The following is a 20,649-nucleotide window of genomic DNA, read 5'->3' on the forward strand; positions in this document are numbered from 1 at the left end:
TTTTTGTTGGATTCTTTTTTCATTAGGTTCTTCATCAACACTATTTGACAAAGAGCCAAAAGAATCAGGTGATAAACCTGATTCTTTTTTTGTTTGTACATTCTCACCAAGATTACATGATACCGAAGAAACGAGCTGCGATACCTACTGCAAAGAGTGCAAGGATGATTGAGATTGGTGATACTTTTTTCTTAAGCAACCACATGCAAAGGAAAGTAAGGAGAAGTCCCATCAATCCTGGAATCAATGAGTTTAACTGACCTTGCAGGGTTTGTGGTTGAACGCTATCCAAGCTCAATCCACCAAGTGCTTGACCAAGGATACCTTTCAATTCAGCACCTGATACAGGTCCTTCTGGGAATTTGATGTAGGCACCTTCAGCCAATTGTTTACCAGGAAGGTTAACAGTGAAGTTAATCGATACCCAACGTTGTACAAGGACGGCAAGGATGAACATACCAAGGATAGAAGCACCTTTAGTGATGTCTTTCAAGATACCACCAGACATATCTTTAGTGATTTCAGATCCAGCTTTGTAACCAAACTCTTGTGTGTACCATAGGAAGGCCATACGGATCGCATTCCATCCGAAGAAGAAGAGAAGTGGCCCAACTAAGTTACCAGATGCAGCAAGTGATGCACCAAGAGCTCCAAGGATAGGACGAACTGTAAACCAGAATACTGGGTCACCGATACCAGCAAGAGGTCCCATCATACCGATTTTAACCCCTTGGATAGCAGCGTCATCGATTTCAACACCGTTCGCACGTTCTTCTTCAAGTGCAAGAGTAACCCCCATGATAGGAGCAGCTACGTATGGGTGAGTATTGAAGAATTCAAGGTGACGCTCAAGAGCAGCAGCTTGGTCTTCTTTAGTAGTGTACAATTTTTTGATAGCTGGGATCAATGAATAAGCCCAACCCAAGTTTTGCATACGCTCGTAGTTCCAAGAACCTTGAAGGAATTGTGAACGCCACCAAACTTTTTTACGATCTGATTTTGATAATTGAAGTTTTTCAGTCATGATTGTTCCCCTTTCTAGTAGTCTTCTAGGATATCACCGATTGGGTCGTTAGAAGTCGCAGCTCCGCCGCCACCGTTACCACCTTGTTTTGAAAGGTTAAGGTAGATGAAGGCAAGGGCAACACCGACTACACCAAGGGCAATCAAAGTCAATTGAGAAATCGCAGCAAGTGCAAAACCGATTGCGAAGAATGGCCATACTTCACGAGTTGCCATCATGTTGATAACCATAGCGTAACCAACGGCAACGACCATAGCACCACCGACAGCCATACCACCGTTCAACCATTCTGGCATCAATTTAAGAGCATCTTGAACGGCAGAAGCTGGGATAGCGATAAGGAAGGCTGCAGGGATAGCAATACGAAGACCTTGAAGAAGAAGTGCGATAAAGTGAGCACGTTCAACAGCCGCAATATTTCCTTCTTTAGCAGCAGCATCTGCAGTGTGAACCAAACCAACTGAGATTGTACGAACAATCATAGTCAAGAAAAGTCCAGCTACGGCAAGAGGGATAGCTGTTGCTGTTGCAACGGCGATACCTTCAGTAGTAAAGTTACCACCTTTGATCAAGATGATTGCTGCGGCAACAGATGCAAGAGCAGCGTCAGGAGCTACGGCAGCTCCGATATTTGCCCAACCAAGGGCGATCATTTGAAGTGATCCACCAAGCATAACCCCTGCTTCGAGGTTACCAGTTGCAAGTCCGATAAGGGTACATGCGACGATTGGTTGATGGAATTGGAATTGGTCGAGGATACCTTCAAGACCTGCAAGGAAGGCAACAACTACAACCAAGACAGCAGAAATAATTGAAATATCTGACATGGTTTTATTCCTTTTCTATTTAATGATAATAAAGTGAAAAATTTTCTTAGGATTCTTCTATAGTTTGATATTTGTTATTGAACGTTGGCTTTGCTAATCAAGTCAAACAAATCTTTTTTAGTGTCGTTTGGTACTTTACGTACGTCAAATTCAACACCGAGGTCACGCATTTTTTCAAATGTAGCAACGTCATCTTTGTCCATAGACAAAACGTTGTTGACCATTGTTTTACCTGTTGAGTGAGCCATTGATCCTACGTTAAGGGTCTTGATTGGCACGCCACCTTCGATTGCACGAAGGGCATCTTGAGGTGTTTCAAACAAGATAAGGGCATGTGTTTCTCCAAAGCGTGGGTCTTTTGAAACCTCAATCAATTTTTGAATTGGAACAACATTAGCTCTGACATTATTTGGAGCTGCTTGTTTAATCAATTCTTTACGAAGGTCGTCGTTGGCAACGTTATCTGAAGCAACGATGATGCGGTCTGCTTTTGAATCTGGAGTCCAAGCAGTTGCAACCTGACCGTGAAGGAGACGAGTGTCAAGACGGGCAAGGTTAATCTTGAGTTTTCCATCTCCGATAACAGTTCCTTCTGGGATAGCAGCTTGGGCAACTGGAGTAGCTGTAGCACTTGCAACTTCTTCAGCTGGATTGAGCTCTTCTGGAAGAGCTTTGATGCCATCTTTGGCTTCTTTGATAATATTAGCAGCGACTTTTTCTACACCTGCAGCAGCGTCCATCAGGCGCTCTGTGTAGGCTTGAATTAACATCGGTAAGTTAAGTCCTGTGATGATGGCAAACTTACGCTCAGGATTTTCTCCCATCACGCGACTAGCTTGGTTAAATGGAGATCCACTCCAAAGGTCAGCCAAAACTAGAACCTCATCTTCTGCGTCAAATGCAGCAACAGCGTTATTAAACTTAGCGTATAGATCATCAGGACCTTCATTTGGCATAAAGGTTACAACTTGAACCTTTTCTTGTTCACCAAAGATCATAGAACCTGACTGATGAATACCCGCAGCAAATTCGCCGTGACTCGCAATAATGATTCCGATACTCATTATTGTCATTCCTCCTTTTTGTTTTAGTTTTCGTTTAAGAAAACTTTAAGACTTTTTAAGTATAAACCGTTTTCATCTAAAAATCAACTATTTATCATAAAATAATTAAAAAGATTACATCTGAAAATATTGATATATTGAGTTTTAGAGAAGTTTTTTTGAATCCTTATTAAAAAATTTAATATAAAAAAGTTGGAAGCGTATTCCAACTTTTAAAATAGGTTTTTATTAGATTAGTGGGTGAAGTCGAGTACCATACGTCCTTGGATTTGACCTTTTTCCATTTCGTCGAAAATTGCTACGGCATCTTCTATTGGACGTTTTTGAACAACTGGAACTACCAAACCTTCTGCACCGAATTGGAAGGCTTCTTCCAAGTCTTTACGAGTTCCAACAAGAGAACCGATGACTTGGATTCCATCTAGAACGGTTTTGACGATGCTGAGTTCCATCATTTCAGAAGGAAGACCAACAGCGACTACGCGACCACCAGCACGAACTGAGTCAACAGCCTGGTTGAAGGCAACTTTAGACACAGCAGTTACGACAGCTGAATGAGCTCCACCATCAGTTTTTTCCTTGATGAGTCCAGGTACATCTTCAACTTCGAGGCCGTTAATCACAATGTCAGCACCTACTTCTTTTGCAAGGGTAAGTTTGTCGTTATTGATATCAACTGCGATGACATGAGCATTGAATACTTTTTTAGCGTATTGAACAGCTAGGTTACCAAGTCCACCAGCGCCGTAAAGAACAACCCATTGGCCTGGTTCAACTTTGGCTTCTTTAATGGCTTTATAGGTTGTTACACCAGCACATGTGATAGAAGAGGCTTGGGCTGGATCAAGTCCGTCAGGAACTTTGACAGCATAGTCTGCAGTTACGATACATTGTTCAGCCATACCACCATCTACTGAGTAGCCAGCATTTTTCACTGTACGGCAAAGGGTTTCGCGACCAGTTGTACAGTATTCGCAAGTGCCACATCCTTCAAAGAACCAAGCAACGCTGACTCGGTCACCGACTTTAAGGCTTTTCACATCTGGGGCAATTTCTTTAACGATACCAACACCTTCGTGACCTAGGACACGTCCTGGTACTTGACCAAAGTCACCATGGGCAACGTGGAGGTCAGTGTGGCAAACACCACAGTATTCAATTTCTACAAGTGCTTCCCCAGTTTCAAGTGGACGGAGTACTTTTTCTTCAACAGCAACACCAGTGCTTTCTGGATTTACAACAACAGCTTTCATAGCTATCCTCCTTGATATTGACCGAGAACAGGGATAACGGGACTGGATTGATTTTGTGTCAACAGAGTCGAGTATGACGAGTTCTCTTGTATTTATATGTGAATTATATCACAAAAGAAAGCCTTTTCCAAGGTTTTGGAGGTAAAAAATAGAATAATTGATTAACTGGTTGATGAGACTGTGAAAAGAGCACAAAGACCAGCTTGCAAGCTGGTCAGAATGAACTATAAGAATAAATCTTGCAGAGTTTTGGCAACCCCGTCTTGGTCATTTGTCAAGGAAATTTGCTCATCTGCATAGGGGAGTAGCTCTGGGTTGGCATTTTTCATTGCATAACCTTTCCCAGCAAAAGCGAGCATTTCGGTATCATTGTGCTCATCTCCAAAAGCAATCAAATCTTTTTTGTCGCGGTTCATTACCTTGAGCAAGTAGTCCAAAGCAAAGGCCTTGTTGACTCCTTTTGGAGTACACTCAAGGATATTGAGCGGACCTCCCCAGGTATTGATAGACAGTTGATGCTGGTAGAAGGCGTTCATTTCTTTTGCCAAGGCATATTTGTCACTGGCTCTGGTCTGTAAAAGAATACAGTTAGGATCCTTGGTTACCAACTCAGGCTGGAATTGATCTTCAGGCTGGAAAGCTTCTACACCAAATAGTTTGGGATTAGCAATTTCTTCATTAGGATTTGTAATGTAGAATTTTTTACGATATTCTCCAGCGATAAAATCGGCTTGAATGTCCTCTGAACGTCGAACCATATCTAGCAGATATTTTTTGTCTACAGTCAAACACTTTTCAAAGTCCCAAGTTTGGTCTGGTAAATGAGTGAGGGAGCCGTTGAAATTAATCATAGGAGTGTCTAAGCCTAGTTCATGGTAAAAATCTTTTGCCATGCGGTAAGGGCGCCCTGTCGTAATAATAACCTGATGGCCTTTTTCAGCAACTTTTTTAATGGTTTTTTTGGTAAAGTCAGAAATTTGACTGTCTGAGTTGAGCAGGGTGCCATCCAGGTCAACTGCAATAATTTTTTTCGTCATAGGGACCTTTCTAGTGTCTTTTCAGATAAGATGTTTTCTATTATAACAGAAAGCAGGCAGAAAAGCAGATTCCAAACAAAAAATGAAATTAGATCAATTTCTTAAATAAATCAAACAAAGATGTTGAAAAAGTGAATGATAAATGATATAATTCTATTATTGTTCGTAAAAATTAAAAGGAGATTGATAATGGACAAATTATTTAAACTAAAAGAGAACGGTACAGACGTTCGTACAGAGGTTCTCGCTGGTTTAACAACTTTCTTTGCAATGAGTTATATTCTCTTTGTAAACCCACAAATTCTTTCGCAAACAGGAATGCCTGCTCAGGGTGTATTCCTCGCAACGATTATCGGTGCAGTAGCTGGTACCTTGATGATGGCTTTCTACGCTAACTTACCTTATGCCCAAGCGCCAGGTATGGGACTTAATGCCTTCTTTACCTTTACAGTTGTATTTGGACTCGGTTATTCTTGGCAAGAAGCCCTAGCTATGGTCTTCATCTGTGGAATTATCTCATTGATTATCACTTTGACAAATGTTCGTAAAATGATCATTGAATCGATTCCAAATGCCCTTCGCTCAGCTATTTCAGCTGGTATCGGTGTCTTCCTTGCCTACGTGGGAATTAAGAATGCTGGACTTTTGAAATTTACGATTGATCCAGGCAACTATATTGTTGTAGGAGAAGGGGCTGACAAAGCTCAAGCAACGATTGCAGCAAACTCTTCAGCAGTTCCAGGCTTGGTCAGCTTTAATAATCCAGCTGTTTTGGTGGCTCTTGCAGGACTTGCCATTACTATCTTCTTTGTCATTAAAGGGATTAAAGGGGGAATTATCCTTTCTATCTTGACAACAACTATTCTTGCTATTGCAGTTGGTTTGGTAGATTTGTCTAGTATCGATTTTGCTAATAACCATGTTGGTGCAGCCTTTGAAGACTTGAAGACAGTTTTTGGTGCAGCTCTTGGTTCAGAAGGTTTGGGAGCTTTGATTTCAGATACAGCTCGCTTGCCTGAAACTCTGATGGCTATTCTTGCCTTTTCATTGACAGATATTTTTGATACAATTGGTACCTTGATCGGTACAGGTGAAAAAGTTGGTATCGTAGCGACAAATGGTGAAAATCACCAATCAGCTAAGTTGGACAAGGCTCTTTATTCAGACTTGATTGGTACTTCAATTGGTGCCATCGCCGGTACTTCAAACGTAACGACTTATGTTGAGTCTGCTGCTGGTATTGGTGCAGGTGGACGTACAGGTTTGACAGCCTTGGTTGTGGCAATCTGTTTTGCAATTTCAAGCTTCTTTAGCCCACTTCTAGCGATCGTACCAACAGCTGCTACAGCTCCAATCTTGATTATCGTTGGGATTATGATGTTGGCTAGCTTGAAAAATATCCATTGGGATGATATGGCTGAAGCGGTTCCTGCTTTCTTCACATCTATCTTTATGGGATTCAGCTACTCTATCACTCAAGGGATTGCAGTTGGTTTCTTGACTTATACCTTGACTAAGCTTGTCAAAGGTCAAGCTAAAGATGTTCATGTAATGATTTGGATTTTGGATGCCTTGTTTATCCTTAACTACATTAGTATGGCACTATAAATGCTATAATATAAAAAGGGGGTCTCCCCCTTTTATATTATAGTTACTTGAAAATTGCTTTAAACTAAGTAGGTGATTTTGATTAAATGATAGGAGGATGATCGATGATAAAAAAGAATATTTGGAGTGAAGTATTAAACAGGGGGAAGTGGCTAATAATCTTTCTAGTAGGGCTTTTATTTTCTCAGTTTCCTTTGGCTCTAGCAACTTTTCTAACTAGCAGAAAATTTCCACTGCTTCAAACTGGACTATTAGTAGGAATCTTATCTCTTGTGGTTTTAACTGTATTTATCATAGGTGCTAGAAAATCACAGTTGGCTAGTTTTAGTTTATCGTTTTTTAAGGTAAAGGACTTGGTTAGATTGGCCGTAAGTTATTTAGTCATTCTTATTAGTAATATTTCGGGTGTATTATTGTTACATTTGAGGAATGAAACAACAACCAGCAATCAATCAAACATTAATGATCTGGTCCAGAATAGTTCCTTGATTTCCAGTTTTTTCTTACTCGTTCTAATAGCTCCTATCTGTGAGGAGATTTTATGTCGAGGAGTGATTCCCAAAAAACTCTTTCGTGGTAAAGAAAATGTGGGTTATATAGTCGGTGCTATTATCTTTGCCTTGCTTCATTTACCGACCAATTTACCTTCCCTTCTTATCTATGGAGGTATGTCAACAGTGCTATCTTGGACGGCTTACAAGACCCAACGTTTGGAAATGTCTATCTTACTTCACATGATTGTTAATGGGGTTGTTTTCTGTTTGTTGGCTCTCGTGGTGATTTTGAGTCGGACATTAGGGATTTCTGTTTAAGATTTTTGACAATTGCTTACTTGTTTCTACTGGGAAAAAGATGAATGCAATCGTGTCCATCTTTTTCTTTTTATGGTAAAATAGAGAAATAATATGGTGAAAAGCCTTGAGGGAGTGACCGATATGTCAAGTAAAACCAATCATGCAAAGACAGCTATTTGCGGAATTATCAATGTAACCCCAGACTCCTTTTCGGATGGTGGTCAATTTTTTGCTCTTGAGCAGGCGCTCCAGCAGGCTCGTAAATTGATAGCGGAAGGAGCCAGCATGCTAGATATCGGCGGAGAATCGACTCGGCCGGGAAGTAGCTATGTTGAGATAGAAGAGGAAATCCAGCGTGTTGTTCCAGTGATTAAAGCTATTCGCAAGGAAAGTGATGTCCTTATCTCCATTGATACTTGGAAAAGTCAGGTAGCAGAGGCTGCTTTGGCTGCTGGTGCCAATCTAGTCAATGATATTACTGGTCTCATGGGTGATGAAAAAATGGCCTATGTGGTTGCTAAGGCTGGAGCGAAGGTGATCATCATGTTTAATCCCGTTATGGCTCGACCTCAGCATCCTAGCTCGCTCATATTTCCTCATTTTGGCTTTGGTCAGGCTTTTACAGTGGAGGAGTTAGATGGCTTTGAAAAATTGCCAATCGAAGACTTGATGGAGGCTTTCTTTTACAGAGCCTTAGCGAGAGCAGAGGAAGCTGGGATTGCACAAGAGAATATCCTGTTGGATCCAGGAATTGGCTTTGGTCTGACCAAGAAAGAAAATCTGCTTCTTTTACGTGACCTGGATAAACTAAATCAGAAGGGGTATCCAATCTTTCTCGGAGTATCGCGCAAGCGGTTTGTCATCAATATCCTTGAAGAAAATGGTTTTGAAGTCAATCCTGAGACAGAACCTGGTTTCCGTAATCGAGATACGGCTTCGGCTCATGTAACTAGTATCGCTGCGCGACAGGGTGTGGAAGTGGTACGAGTGCATGACGTAGCTAGTCACAGGATGGCGGTTGAAATTGCCTCCGCTATTCGTCTGGCTGATGAAGCGGAAAATCTAGATTTAAAACAATACAAATAAGATGAAAGAAATTGAAAACAATCAGTGGATTACTAACTACCGGACGGACCAACCGCATTTTGGCTTGGAACGAATGGTGGAACTGTTAGCTTTGCGTGGCAATCCCCATCTCAAACTTAAGGTCATCCATATCGGAGGGACCAATGGCAAGGGGTCTACCATTGCTTTTTTGAAAAATATGCTAGAAAAGCTAGGGCTGAGAGTTGGGGTGTTCAGCTCGCCCTATCTCATTCATTATACAGACCAGATTAGCATCAATGGGGAATCTATCCCAGAAGCGAAGCTAGAAACCCTCATGGCAGACTATCAGTCTTTGCTGGAGGGAGAAGCGGTCGCTAATTTACAGGGCACAACCGAGTTTGAGATTATCACAGCCATAGCCTATGACTACTTTGCCTCAGAGCAAGTAGATGTGGCTATCATGGAAGTGGGCATGGGTGGACTCTTGGATAGTACCAATGTCTGCCAGCCTATTCTAACAGGCATCACGACTATTGGATTGGACCATGTAGCCCTTTTAGGTGACACCTTGGAAGCCATAGCAGAGCAGAAAGCTGGTATTATCAAACAAGGTATTCCCTTGGTGACAGGTCGCATTGCTCCAGAAGCTTTGGCTGTGATTGACCACACTGCGGAAGGGAAAGATGCGCCGAGACTTGCCTACGGGGCAGATTATCAGGTTGGTCATCAAAAGAGTGTGATGACAGGGGAAGTCTTTGATTATACTAGCTCTCTCAGACAAGGTCACTTCCAGACTGGCCTGCTTGGTTTGCACCAGATAGAGAATGCTGGGATGGCCATAGCTTTACTTGATACTTTTTGTCAAGAAGATGGTCGAGAACTAGCAAGCAATCACTTGCTTGCTCAAGCCTTGGAAGAAACAAGTTGGCCAGGGCGTTTGGAAATCGTGTCAAGAGATCCCTTGATGATTTTGGATGGAGCCCACAATCCCCATGCTATTAAGGCTTTATTAGCAACCTTGCAAGAACGTTTTGCAGATTATCGTAAGGAAATCCTCTTTACTTGTATCAAAACCAAGGCCTTGGAGGATATGTTGGACTTGCTGGGGGCCATGCCAGATACCGAGCTTACTCTGACACATTTTGACGATAGTCGGGCGACTGATGAAAACGTGCTGAAAGAGGCAGCTAAGTCTAGAAATCTCAGCTACCAAGGTTGGCAGGATTTTCTAGAGCAGAAATTGACAGATAAAAAAGAAGAGAAACAAACAGTTAGGATTGTCACAGGTTCATTGTATTTCTTGAGCCAAGTGAGAGCTTATCTGATGGAGAGGAAGAACGAAAATGGATACACAAAAGATTGAAACAGCTGTAAAAATGATTATCGAGGCTGTCGGAGAGGACGCTAACCGTGAGGGCTTGCAGGAAACGCCTGCTCGTGTGGCCCGTATGTACCAAGAGATTTTTTCAGGGCTTGGTCAAACAGCGGAGGAACATTTGTCAAAATCCTTTGAGATTATCGACGATAATATGGTGGTAGAAAAGGATATCTTTTTCCATACTATGTGTGAACACCACTTCTTGCCATTTTATGGTAGAGCGCATATTGCCTATATTCCAGATGGCCGTGTAGCAGGTTTGTCTAAGCTAGCCCGTACGGTTGAAGTTTATTCGAAAAAACCACAAATTCAAGAACGTTTGAATATCGAAGTGGCCGATGCCTTGATGGACTATCTAGGTGCTAAAGGAGCCTTTGTTGTCATTGAGGCGGAACATATGTGTATGAGCATGCGTGGTGTCAGAAAACCAGGCACTGCAACCTTGACGACAGTAGCTCGTGGTCTATTTGAAACAGATAAGGACCTCCGAGACCAGGCTTATCGTTTAATGGGACTATAAAAAGAATCCGCTTTGGGCGGATTTTTCTAGAAAGGAATCATTATGGATCAACTGCAGATTAAGGATTTGGAAATTTTTGCCTATCATGGTCTTTTTCCTAGTGAAAAGGAATTAGGGCAGAAGTTTGTTATTTCCGCAATCCTATCCTATGATATGACCAAGGCGGCTACAGACTTGGATTTAACAGCCTCTGTCCATTATGGAGAACTGTGTCAGCAGTGGACGACTTGGTTTCAGGAAACAACTGAGGACTTGATTGAAACGGTAGCCTACAAACTGGTAGAACGTACCTTTGAAACTTATCCTCTTGTCCAAGAAATCAAGCTGGAACTGAAAAAACCTTGGGCGCCGGTTCATTTGCCACTAGATACTTGCTCGGTAACCATTCATCGCCGCAAGCAACGAGCCTTTATCGCTCTAGGAAGCAATATGGGAGATAAACAAGCAAACTTGGAGCAAGCCATTGACAAACTGCGAGCTCGTGGCATCCATATTCTTAAAGAGTCCAGTGTCTTAACGACGGAGCCTTGGGGTGGAGTGGAGCAGGATAGCTTTGCTAATCAAGTGGTTGAGGTGGAAACCTGGCTACCAGCACCGGTCTTGTTAGAAAGCTTGTTAGCCATTGAGTCAGAGATGGGACGGGTGAGAGAAGTGCATTGGGGACCTCGTTTGATTGATTTGGACTTGCTCTTTGTGGAGGACCAGATCCTTTATACAGCCGACCTCATATTGCCTCATCCTTACATAGCGGAACGCCTTTTTGTCCTTGAATCTCTACAAGAAATTGCGCCTCATTTTATCCATCCGACATTAAAGCAACCTATCCGTAACTTGTATAATGCTTTGAAAAAATAGAAAAAACTCTAGTTTTCAGTCACTTGCAACTGAAGGCTAGAGTTTTTATACTCTTCGAAAATCTCTTCAAACCACGTCAGCTTCCATCTGCAAAATCAAAACAGTGTTTTGAGCAGCCTGCGGCTAGCTTCCTAGTTTGCTCTTTGATTTTCATTGAGTATTAAAATAGGTCATTTTCTTCTGGGAGGAGAATAGTCTCTCTACCATCCATGTCTAAAACCAGAACTCTCGGGGGATAAAGAGGGTCGAAAGGATGGTTAAAGTCAAAATCAATGGCTGTAGGGAGGTGTTGACTTGAGAAGTGGAAGGTAATTTTGCCTTGGTTATTAAGCAATTGAAATTCGAGTTCTTCTTCCAATTCAAAGACATTTTTTAAGAAGTGGTCGATGATATACCAAAAAGAGTCAATGACATCATCAGGTAAGCTGGTTACAATGCCAAAACTAGCCGACCGCATGTGGGTATTGGTAAAAGCCATATTTCTGCCCCCCTTTCTTTTCCCTTATCATACAGCAAATAGGATTAAAAATCAAGAAAAGGTGATTTTTTCTTCATAAACATAGCTTCCTATGAAATTTTTTCAAATAATCTTCAAAAAAAGCTTGAAAGTGTTTACAAATAGTGATAAAATGGAATAAGTAGAATCATGAAAACGAAATTTTCATACCGTCTCTTTTTTAGAGTCTCGTGAGGTATGATATAGAAAGGAAATGGAATGAATACAGACGATACAGTAACGATTTATGATGTCGCCCGTGAAGCAGGAGTTTCAATGGCGACAGTTAGCCGTGTAGTCAATGGCAATAAGAATGTAAAAGAGAATACTCGTAAAAAAGTGCTTGAGGTGATTGACCGTTTGGATTACCGTCCAAATGCAGTGGCGCGTGGTCTTGCAAGTAAAAAGACAACCACTGTCGGTGTGGTGATACCAAATATTACCAATGGTTATTTCTCAACGCTTGCCAAAGGGATTGATGATATTGCTGAAATGTACAAGTATAATATCGTTCTTGCTAATAGTGATGAGGATGATGATAAGGAAGTTTCAGTTGTCAATACCCTGTTTTCTAAGCAAGTGGATGGTATCATCTTTATGGGGTACCACTTGACTGAAAAAATTCGTTCAGAGTTTTCTCGTTCTCGAACACCAGTTGTTCTTGCAGGAACTGTGGATGTAGAACACCAACTTCCAAGTGTTAATATTGACTACAAACAAGCTACGATTGATGCAGTGACCTACCTTGCTAAAGAAAATGAGCGCATTGCTTTCGTAAGCGGTCCACTAGTGGATGATATCAATGGTAAGGTTCGTTTGGTTGGCTACAAGGAAGCCTTGAAAAAAGCAGGTATTTCTTATAGCGAAGGATTGGTATTTGAGTCTAAATACACTTATGAAGATGGTTATGCCTTGGCAGAACGCTTGATTTCATCAAACGCAACTGCAGCAGTTGTAACAGGTGATGAGCTGGCAGCAGGTGTCTTGAACGGCCTTGCTGATAAGGGTGTATCAGTACCAGAAGAATTTGAAATCATTACTAGTGATGATTCACAAATCTCACGCTTTACCCGTCCAAACTTGACAACTATTGCCCAACCTCTTTATGACCTTGGGGCCATCAGTATGCGTATGTTGACCAAGATTATGCACAAGGAAGAGTTGGAAGAACGTGAAGTTCTCTTACCTCATGGTTTGACAGAACGTCGCTCAACACGAAAACGGAAATAGAAAAAATCAGGGAATCGTGCAGATTTCCTGATTTTGCTTTCTGGAGAAGAGACTTACCCTTCCATATAGTCTTTCAAAGCCTGTCCTCTTAGTCCGGCATTGAGGGCAATGAGGAGTTTCAAACGGGCTTTTTGGGCATTGAGTTCTTTAACAAAGAAAACGCCTGATTTTTGCAACTGTACGCCTCCACCTTGGTAGGCATAAACAGGTTCCGCTATACCGTTAAAGCATCGTGATACCAGGGCGACTGGGATTCCTTTTTGCAGAAGGTTTTCTAATTTTTGAGCCGTTTCTTTGGGAATATTACCAGCTCCGAAGGCTTGGATAATCAAGCCGTCCAATTGTTCCAAATCCAGCATATCAATCAGCTCATCTGTCATACCTGCATAAGCCGAGATGATAGGGACTAAGCCTTGTATGTGATCAAGGTCAAAGCGAACACGAGGTTCAGCTGTTTTGAAGTAGAGGATTTCCCGCTTCGTAATCAGACCAAGTGGCCCATGTGTTGGGGTCTGGAAGGTGCCGACGTTGGTCGTATGCGTTTTGGTAACATACTTGGCAGCATGGATTTCATCGTTCATAACAACCAAAACCCCTTTGTCAGCAGCCCTGTCATCGCTAGCCACCCGTAAAGCACTCAGATAGTTATAAACACCGTCGCTGCCGAGTTCGTTAGAGCTACGCATGGCCCCTGTTAGAACGATAGGCATATGGGGAACTTCCATGGTATCAAGGAAATAGGCTGTTTCCTCTAAAGTATCGGTCCCGTGTGTGATTACCACTCCATCGTAGTTAGCAGCTTCCTCTTTAATTTTCTGGTAGAGGGCTAGCATATGCTTGGGTTTGATATGGGGGCTTGGCAGGTTAAAAAAGTCTAAGGCGTGGACTTGGATTCCTTCAAGTGGGTTGGACACATGGTTCATGGGATTATCTGAACTCGTCACAACAGCGCCAGAAGCATCGGCCTGCATGGAAATAGTTCCACCCGTATGTAAAACAAGGATTTTCTTAGGCATGATTTACTCACTCTTTCTGAAATGTGGTATAATCATTGTATCACAAAAGGGGAGATTGGGATAGGATGGAAGTCAAAGCTGTTTTTTTTGATATCGATGGAACCTTGGTCAACGATCACAAGAGTGTTTTGAAATCCACTAAGGACGCGATTAAAATCGTCAAAGAGCAAGGGGTACTTGTCGGCGTAGCGACAGGTCGAGGACCTTTTTTTGTTAAGGAATTGATGGACGATTTGGATCTGGACTTTGCGGTAACTTACAATGGCCAGTATATCTTTAATAAAGACAGAGTCTTGTTTACGAGCCCTATTTCCAAGTTACATTTGCGCCAGCTCATTACTTATGCTAAAAAAGAGGGTAAGGAGATTGCTCTAGGGACCAAGGATGCCATGTTAGGTTCTAAAATCATGTCCTTTGGTTTGGGTTCTTTTTCCCAACGAATCAGTCGCTTCGTTCCCTCTGTTTTAACTCGGACGGTGAGTCATTCCTTTAATCGTATGGTCAGCAAGGTTGTTCCCCAAAAGGAAGAAGATCTGCTTCATCTGATCAATCAGCCTATCTACCAAGTTTTGATGCTGATGACGCCAGAAGAATCTGAGAAGGCGGCAGCTGATTTTGAAGATTTGAAATTGACACGTAGCAATCCTTTTGCAGCGGATGTCATCAATCAAGGAAACTCTAAATTGGAAGGTATTCGCCGAGTTGGAAAAGAATATGGCTTTGACCTCAACCAAGTCATGGCCTTTGGTGACTCCGATAACGATCTTGAAATGCTGGCAGGCGTTGGGATGTCGGTTGCTATGGGAAATGGTAGTAGCAGTGTCAAGGAAGTTGCCAAGCACATTACCACTAGCAATCAACAAGACGGAATCCACAAGGCACTGGAACATTTTGGTGTTTTGGCTTCAGAAAAAGTCTTTGTCAGCCGTGATTATCATTTCAATAAGGTCAAGACCTTCCACCACATGATGGATGAACGGACCCAAGAAGAACCTCGAGCTTGGGATTTAGAAGGTGCAACCCACAGGGCTGGCTTTAAAATAGAAGAATTGGTAGAGTTTGTTCGAGCTGCCAGTCCTTCTGAAGAGGACTTTGGTCAAGCTCTATCGCAACTTCATCAAGCTCTTGATAAGGCGGCCGATAAAGTGGCTAAGAAGACGCCTGCTCAGCAAGATTTGATAGGTCAGGTAGATGCCCTGATTGACACGCTTTACTTTACCTACGGTAGTTTTGTCTTGATGGGGGTGGACCCAGAACGTATTTTTGATATCGTCCATCAGGCTAATATGGGGAAAATTTTCCCAGATGGCAAGGCTCACTTTGATCCAGTGACCCATAAAATCTTAAAACCAGATGATTGGGAAGAAAAATATGCTCCAGAACCTGCTATTAAAAAGGAACTGCAGCGCCAGCTCAAGGCTTATGAGCGCCATAAAGAGAGAAATAATACTCAATGAAAATCAAAGAGTAAACTAGGAAACTAGCCGCAGGCTGCTCAAAGCACTGCTTTGAGGTTGTAGATAGAACTGACGAAGTCAGCTCAAAACACTGTTTTGAGGTTGCAGATAGAACTGACGAAGTCAGTAACATATATATATGGCAAGGCGACGTTGACGTGGTTTGAAGTATAAACAGTAAACAAAAAGGAGCTTCTAGCTCCTTTTCTTCGTTATTACAAAGTTTTCTCTTGTTCTCTCACAACCAGCAAATCGACCTTAGCATGGCGGAGAATGTATTCAGATGAAGAACCGACCAAGAGGCGTTCAAAGGCGTTGAGGCCAGTTGCGCCAACAAGGATGAGGTCCACTTCTTCAGCATCGGGAATGGTACGCGCTAGTAGGGTCTTTGGATTTCCCATTTCAATGACGATATGAACATCTGCCACACCAGCATCTTTAGCACGTTTTTCGTACTCTTTCATCAAACTTTCAGCGTCGACTTGGAGTTCTTCGTAAACTTCAGCATCAAAGGTGGATACGCTTTGGAGTGCGCGTGTGTCAATGACATGGGCGATGGTGAGTTTAGCGTCGTTTCGTAGAGCAGAATGAACTCCCTTGACAAAAGCCAAGTCCGCTTCTTTAGAACCATCGATTGCGACCATGATATTTTGGTAACGTTGTGCCATAATGAAACCTCCTGAAATTTTCTTACTATAATTGTAAACCTTTTCACTATAGAAGTAAAGCAAAAAAAGTATTTTTCAAAAGAATGTTAGCGATTAAAATCTATATAAATATATGATAAAATAAAAGAAAGGATAGCAGGAAAGAAGTGAAGGGAGGGAGAATGATGAAAAACGCTTTTCAAGAAACAAAAAATTCAAATTTCCTTTATTATGGAATCATCCTAGTTTCAGTCTTGCTAGAAGTTATCATGATCTGGCAATTAGAGAAGCTAATTCCGCTTCTCTATCCAGGTTTTGTTGGCTTTTTAGTCTTTCATTTACTCTACCATTTGGTATTATTCCTAGTCGCTAAACGAAGTGGGCGTTGGGATTACTTGATGATATGGGGACTTTTCCTCATGTTCAATCTTCTTTATGACTCCTTTTTAGGCTTGCTTTTTCTAGGCTTATCTTTTGGTATGTGATGTTTTTTTGTCAAAACACCTGCTATCTCCCCTGTCTTGACCTCGCTCTTAGTGAGGTTTTTCTTCTGTAGGATTTTAATAACACATTTCAGTAAACTTGTCGCAATCCCTTTCTAGTGGTATAATGTTACTATCTCGATGAATTGAGGAAACAAGATGAAAGAATATAACAAGTCTAGTAAGTTAGAGCATGTTGCTTATGATATCCGTGGTCCTGTTTTGGAAGAAGCCATGCGGATGCGAGCAAACGGAGAAAAGATTTTACGTCTGAATACAGGAAATCCAGCAGAATTTGGCTTTACAGCGCCAGACGAGGTCATTCATGATTTGATTATGAATGCACGTGATAGTGAAGGATATTCTGACTCCAAGGGGATTTTCTCAGCCCGTAAGGCTATTATGCAGTATTGTCAACTGAAGAAATTCCCAAATGTAGATATTGATGATATTTATCTTGGAAATGGTGTTAGTGAGTTGATTGTCATGTCCATGCAGGGGCTTTTGGACAATGGAGACGAGGTCTTGGTGCCAATGCCAGACTATCCTCTTTGGACAGCGGCTGTCAGCCTAGCTGGAGGAAATGCCGTTCACTATATCTGTGATGAAGTTGCAGAATGGTACCCAGATATTGACGATATCAAGTCAAAAATCACTTCCAATACCAAGGCAATCGTCCTTATCAATCCAAACAACCCAACTGGAGCCCTTTATCCTAAAGAACTCTTGCTGGAAATTATTGAGATTGCCCGTCAAAACGATTTGATTATCTTTGCGGATGAAATTTACGACCGCATGGTCATGGATGGACACGTGCATACGCCTGTGGCGAGCTTGGCACCAGATGTCTTCTGTGTCAGCATGAATGGTTTATCAAAATCCCACCGTATTGCTGGCTTCCGTGTAGGTTGGATGGTCTTGTCTGGACCTAAGACACATGTTAAAGGCTATATCGAAGGGCTCAATATGCTGTCCAATATGCGTCTTTGCTCTAACGTTTTGGCCCAACAAGTCGTACAAACTTCCTTGGGTGGTCACCAATCAGTTGATGAATTGCTCCTTCCAGGTGGACGAATTTACGAGCAAAGAAACTTCATCTACAATGCCATTCAAGATATTCCAGGTTTGTCTGCCGTTAAACCCAAGGCTGGACTCTATATCTTCCCTAAAATCGACCGCAATATGTACCGTATCGATGATGATGAACAGTTTGTCCTTGATTTCTTGAAGCAGGAAAAGGTTCTCTTGGTTCATGGTCGAGGCTTTAACTGGCAGGAACCAGACCACTTCCGTATCGTTTACCTTCCTCGTGTTGATGAACTAGCCCAAATCCAAGAAAAGATGACTCGTTTCTTGAAACAGTATCGTAGATAGGGCTTACATTCGAAAAAGCTGGAAACATTTGCCTAGAGCTATTGACAAAAGTGAAAGAATCAGATAGAATAGTAAAGTATGTTTAGTAACTGATCACTTTATAGCCGGCTAAACGAATACAAAATCTATGAGGAGGTATTCATCGTGAAACGTACTTATCAACCAAGTAAACTTCGTCGTGCGCGCAAACACGGATTCCGTAACCGTATGTCAACTAAAAACGGTCGTCGCGTATTGGCAGCTCGTCGTCGTAAAGGACGCAAAGTTTTGGCTGCATAATCCAAACGAACCATAACAAAAATCAGTAGGAACTCGAGTCTACTGATTTTTATTTTTGTAAAAAAGTTCAAAAAGGCTTTATATTTTTGCTCAAATAGTGTATAATATTTCACATACTGTAAAAAATGGAGAATAATCATGAAGAAATCAAAAGTTATGCTTTTTGGAGCTATGGCTTTGACAGCAGGTCTAGCTCTAGCGGCATGCGGGTCATCTCAATCAAGCAATGCTGACAAGACATACTCTTATATCTTTGTCAGCAACCCTGATACCTTGGATTACATTACCTCTACACGAGACTCTACATCTAGTATCACAACCAACTTGGTTGATGGTTTGTTGGAAAATGACCAGTATGGCAATCTCATCCCCTCTATGGCTGAGTCATGGACCGTGTCAAAAGATGGTTTGACTTACACTTATAAAATCCGTCAGGGAGCTAAATGGTACACTTCTGAAGGAGAAGAGTATGCGGATGTGACGGCTCATGATTTTGTGACTGGTCTCAAGTATGCGGCTGATAAAAAAGCTGAGAACTTGTACTTGGTTCAAGACTCTATCAAGGGACTAGCAGACTATGTTGAAGGGAAATCATCTGATTTTGCAACTGTTGGTGTTAAGGCAGTGGATGATTACACGCTACAATACACTCTCAACCAACCTGAGACTTATTGGAACTCTAAAACAACAGCAAGTATCCTTAGTCCTGTAAATGAAGCCTTCTTGAAGTCTCAGGGAGATGACTTTGGAAGTGTGACACCATCAAGTATCTTGTCAAATGGTCCTTACTTATTTAAATCATTCACATCCAAATCTTTGATTGAACTTGACAAAAACCCTAATTACTGGGATAAGGACAATGTTAAAATCGAGAAAGTGAAACTCTCTTTCTTTGACGGTTCTGACCAAGACAGCATTGCTAGAGGTTTCTTGGATGGTAACTATACAGATGGCCGTATCTTCCCAACAAGTTCAGTCTTTGCTGAACTCAAGAAGGGGAATGAGGACAAGATTACCTACACACCGCAAAACTCAGTTACTTTCTATTATCTTTTCAACGTGAATCGTCAAAGCTACAAGCAGACTATGAAACAGTCTGATAAGGAAAAGACGGATTCACGCGCAGCTATGCAAAATAAAGATTTCCGTCAGGCTATCAACTTTGCCTTTGACCGTCATGCCTATGCAGCGCAGACAAATGGTGAAGATGGAGCAGACCGTATCTTGCGTAATACGATTACACCAAGTAACTTTGTTCAAGTTGGTGATAAGAACTTCGGTGACATTGTCAATGAGAAAATTGTCAACTACGGTAAAGATTGGGCAAATATCAACCTAAACGATGGTAAGCAAGCCTTCTTGAATCCTGAAAAGGCCAAAGAGAAGTTTGCCAAGGCCAAAGAAAGTCTGCAAGCTCAAGGAGTAACCTTCCCAATTCATTTGGATATGCCAGTTGACCAGACTGCCAAATTAGATGTGCAACAGGCTGGCTCTTTCAAACAAACAGTAGAAGAAACTCTTGGTAAGGAGAATGTAGTTATCGATGTTATCCAACTTTCTCCAGATGAAAAAGACCAGGCAACCTACTTTGCAGATACAGCAGAACAAAAAGACTACGATATCGACATCTCAGGATGGGGTGGAGACTACTCAGATCCTAAGACTTACCTAGCTATTCTTGATCCAGAGACAGGTTCTCAGTTGAAAAACATGGGCTTGTCTGAAGGAAAAGACAAGGAAGTCAAGAACAAGATTGGTCTTTCTGACTACAAGAAACTCTTGGATCAGGCTGATGCGGAAATCACAGATACTCAAGCTCGCTATGAAAAATATGCTGAAGCCCAAGCTTGGTTGACAGATAGTGCCCTCTTCCTACCAGTTCAAAGTGGTGGAGCTAACCCAATCTTCCGTAAGACTGTACCGTTTACAGGCCCATTCTCATTCGTTGGTCATAAGGGAAATGCTGACAACTACAAATATGTTGAATTGCAAAAAGAGCCAGTCACTGCTAAACAGTATCAAGAACTCTATGAAAAATGGCTGAAAGAAAAAGCTGAGTCAAATAAAAAAGCTCAGGAAGATTTAGCTAACCATATTCAATAATATTCCTAGTCATGCTTTTCAGTTAATACTCTTCGAAAATCTCTTCAAACCACGTCAGCGTTGCCTTACCGTATATATGGTTACTGACTTCGTCAGTTCTATCTGCAACCTCAAAACAGTGTTTTGAGCTGACTTCGTCAGTTTCATCTACGACCTCA

Annotated in this window: 20 protein-coding genes; 12 read left to right on the top strand and 8 right to left on the bottom strand. The window is 41.8% G+C overall.

Annotated features, from left to right (window positions below; all coding sequences use genetic code 11):
- Positions 1 to 112: 112 nt before the first annotated feature.
- The 5 genes from SM12261_RS01260 to SM12261_RS01280 form a co-directional block, all read right to left on the bottom strand.
- Positions 113 to 1,024, bottom strand: a complete 912-nt coding sequence (locus tag SM12261_RS01260; protein WP_000136857.1) for a PTS system mannose/fructose/sorbose family transporter subunit IID — start codon at positions 1,022 to 1,024, stop codon at positions 113 to 115.
- Between the two features lie 14 nt (positions 1,025 to 1,038).
- A complete protein-coding gene (locus SM12261_RS01265) occupies positions 1,039 to 1,851 on the bottom strand; it encodes a PTS mannose/fructose/sorbose transporter subunit IIC (protein WP_001280330.1) in 813 nt (270 codons plus the stop codon).
- 74 nt (positions 1,852 to 1,925) lie between these two features.
- Positions 1,926 to 2,915 (bottom strand): PTS sugar transporter subunit IIB, encoded by a 990-nt coding sequence (locus SM12261_RS01270; protein WP_000021967.1) that lies wholly within the window; start codon positions 2,913 to 2,915, stop codon positions 1,926 to 1,928.
- Between the two features lie 233 nt (positions 2,916 to 3,148).
- Entirely contained in the window at positions 3,149 to 4,168 is a 1,020-nt protein-coding gene (gene adhP / locus SM12261_RS01275; RefSeq protein ID WP_000649187.1) for an alcohol dehydrogenase AdhP, read from the bottom strand.
- A gap of 224 nt (positions 4,169 to 4,392) precedes the next feature.
- Positions 4,393 to 5,205, bottom strand: a complete 813-nt coding sequence (locus SM12261_RS01280) for a Cof-type HAD-IIB family hydrolase (RefSeq protein ID WP_078228367.1) — start codon at positions 5,203 to 5,205, stop codon at positions 4,393 to 4,395.
- 189 nt (positions 5,206 to 5,394) lie between these two features.
- Between SM12261_RS01280 and SM12261_RS01285 the strand changes: the two genes are divergently transcribed.
- The 6 genes from SM12261_RS01285 to folK all read left to right on the top strand — a co-directional run bounded on the left by SM12261_RS01285 (position 5,395) and on the right by folK (position 11,407).
- Positions 5,395 to 6,813, top strand: coding sequence for an NCS2 family permease (locus SM12261_RS01285; protein WP_000359259.1), 1,419 nt, complete (start codon positions 5,395 to 5,397; stop codon positions 6,811 to 6,813).
- Positions 6,814 to 6,917: 104 nt separating this feature from the next.
- Positions 6,918 to 7,625, top strand: coding sequence for a CPBP family intramembrane glutamic endopeptidase (locus tag SM12261_RS01290; RefSeq protein ID WP_000592384.1), 708 nt, complete (start codon positions 6,918 to 6,920; stop codon positions 7,623 to 7,625).
- 93 nt (positions 7,626 to 7,718) lie between these two features.
- Positions 7,719 to 8,693 (top strand): dihydropteroate synthase, encoded by a 975-nt coding sequence (folP, locus tag SM12261_RS01295; protein WP_000240964.1) that lies wholly within the window; start codon positions 7,719 to 7,721, stop codon positions 8,691 to 8,693.
- Between the two features lies 1 nt (position 8,694).
- Positions 8,695 to 10,017: a bifunctional folylpolyglutamate synthase/dihydrofolate synthase gene (locus SM12261_RS01300; protein WP_000658435.1), complete on the top strand. Its 1,323-nt coding sequence runs from the start codon at positions 8,695 to 8,697 to the stop codon at positions 10,015 to 10,017.
- Positions 9,998 to 10,552, top strand: coding sequence for a GTP cyclohydrolase I FolE (gene folE / locus SM12261_RS01305; RefSeq protein ID WP_000380931.1), 555 nt, complete (start codon positions 9,998 to 10,000; stop codon positions 10,550 to 10,552). The genes SM12261_RS01300 and folE overlap by 20 nt, the downstream gene beginning before the upstream one ends.
- A gap of 42 nt (positions 10,553 to 10,594) precedes the next feature.
- On the top strand, positions 10,595 to 11,407 hold the full coding sequence (gene folK, locus SM12261_RS01310) for a 2-amino-4-hydroxy-6-hydroxymethyldihydropteridine diphosphokinase (protein ID WP_000372493.1): 813 nt from the start codon (positions 10,595 to 10,597) through the stop codon (positions 11,405 to 11,407).
- Between the two features lie 160 nt (positions 11,408 to 11,567).
- Here the strand turns inward: folK and SM12261_RS01315 are convergent, their stop codons facing one another.
- Positions 11,568 to 11,885, bottom strand: a complete 318-nt coding sequence (locus tag SM12261_RS01315; RefSeq protein WP_000886035.1) for a DUF960 domain-containing protein — start codon at positions 11,883 to 11,885, stop codon at positions 11,568 to 11,570.
- A 237-nt stretch (positions 11,886 to 12,122) separates the two neighbouring features.
- Here SM12261_RS01315 and ccpA point away from each other — a divergent pair, with 237 nt between their 5' ends.
- The gene (ccpA, locus tag SM12261_RS01320) at positions 12,123 to 13,133 is read left to right on the top strand and encodes a catabolite control protein A (RefSeq protein WP_001090627.1); all 1,011 of its coding nucleotides are present in this window, start codon (positions 12,123 to 12,125) and stop codon (positions 13,131 to 13,133) included.
- A 53-nt stretch (positions 13,134 to 13,186) separates the two neighbouring features.
- On the opposite strand, the gene SM12261_RS01325 is transcribed toward ccpA, so the two are convergent.
- The gene (locus tag SM12261_RS01325; RefSeq protein ID WP_001124765.1) at positions 13,187 to 14,149 is read right to left on the bottom strand and encodes an asparaginase; all 963 of its coding nucleotides are present in this window, start codon (positions 14,147 to 14,149) and stop codon (positions 13,187 to 13,189) included.
- Between the two features lie 65 nt (positions 14,150 to 14,214).
- Between SM12261_RS01325 and SM12261_RS01330 the strand changes: the two genes are divergently transcribed.
- Positions 14,215 to 15,606 carry a Cof-type HAD-IIB family hydrolase gene (locus SM12261_RS01330; RefSeq protein ID WP_078228369.1) on the top strand — a complete coding sequence of 464 codons (1,392 nt, stop codon included), beginning with the start codon at positions 14,215 to 14,217 and terminating at the stop codon, positions 15,604 to 15,606.
- 215 nt (positions 15,607 to 15,821) lie between these two features.
- On the opposite strand, the gene SM12261_RS01335 is transcribed toward SM12261_RS01330, so the two are convergent.
- Positions 15,822 to 16,274 (bottom strand): universal stress protein, encoded by a 453-nt coding sequence (locus tag SM12261_RS01335; protein WP_000079148.1) that lies wholly within the window; start codon positions 16,272 to 16,274, stop codon positions 15,822 to 15,824.
- A gap of 161 nt (positions 16,275 to 16,435) precedes the next feature.
- Here SM12261_RS01335 and SM12261_RS01340 point away from each other — a divergent pair, with 161 nt between their 5' ends.
- From SM12261_RS01340 to SM12261_RS01355, 4 genes are all read left to right on the top strand, one after another.
- The gene (locus tag SM12261_RS01340; RefSeq protein ID WP_000977176.1) at positions 16,436 to 16,738 is read left to right on the top strand and encodes a hypothetical protein; all 303 of its coding nucleotides are present in this window, start codon (positions 16,436 to 16,438) and stop codon (positions 16,736 to 16,738) included.
- Positions 16,739 to 16,894: 156 nt separating this feature from the next.
- On the top strand, positions 16,895 to 18,109 hold the full coding sequence (locus tag SM12261_RS01345) for a pyridoxal phosphate-dependent aminotransferase (protein WP_000666474.1): 1,215 nt from the start codon (positions 16,895 to 16,897) through the stop codon (positions 18,107 to 18,109).
- A 144-nt stretch (positions 18,110 to 18,253) separates the two neighbouring features.
- Complete coding sequence (gene rpmH, locus SM12261_RS01350) at positions 18,254 to 18,388, top strand: 50S ribosomal protein L34 (protein ID WP_000831905.1); 135 nt, start codon at positions 18,254 to 18,256, stop codon at positions 18,386 to 18,388.
- Between the two features lie 138 nt (positions 18,389 to 18,526).
- Positions 18,527 to 20,491, top strand: a complete 1,965-nt coding sequence (locus SM12261_RS01355; protein WP_000748905.1) for a peptide ABC transporter substrate-binding protein — start codon at positions 18,527 to 18,529, stop codon at positions 20,489 to 20,491.
- The last annotated feature ends 158 nt before the right edge of the window (positions 20,492 to 20,649 follow it).

The organism is Streptococcus mitis NCTC 12261 (genome assembly GCF_000148585.2).
Lineage (GTDB): Bacteria > Bacillota > Bacilli > Lactobacillales > Streptococcaceae > Streptococcus > Streptococcus mitis.